This window comes from Cognatundibacterium luofuense (genome assembly GCF_018139685.1).
GTDB lineage: Bacteria > Pseudomonadota > Gammaproteobacteria > Burkholderiales > Burkholderiaceae_D > Undibacterium > Undibacterium luofuense.
Window position 1 is genome coordinate 1 of record NZ_JAGSPN010000352.1, and the last position, 347, is coordinate 347.

General features: G+C 51.3%; 1 protein-coding gene. It reads left to right on the plus strand.

Annotated elements, in window-relative coordinates; all coding sequences use genetic code 11:
- Positions 1 to 239 (plus strand): TonB-dependent receptor (locus KDM89_RS20750; protein WP_212689731.1); only part of this gene is annotated, 239 nt, incomplete at its 5' end.
- Between the last annotated feature and the right edge of the window lie 108 nt (positions 240 to 347).

Sequence of the window (347 nt, forward strand, 5' to 3'; positions counted from 1 at the left end):
TGGGGCTGCAGTACAGTGGCCCACAAACGAGCTCAGAATCCAGTGGCAGCCGGCTCGATAAAAAAATCCTGGTACAACTGGGCTTGCGTCATCAACTGGACTGGGGCAACGCCAAGCTGCAATTGCGCTTTCAGGTCAGTAATCTGTTTAACCGTGATACCTGGGAAGTGGACAGCGATAACACCTTCATCCCGGGACGCCCCCGCAGCTGGCGCCTGATCATGACGCTGACGCATTGAGATCAGTTTGGCTACAAAGCTGATTTAATTCTGACGGATGAGGGATAGACATGTAAGTCTGAAACGGCTTATCAAGGATCGGCTGTTTTAAGCTATCGAGAGATTGAG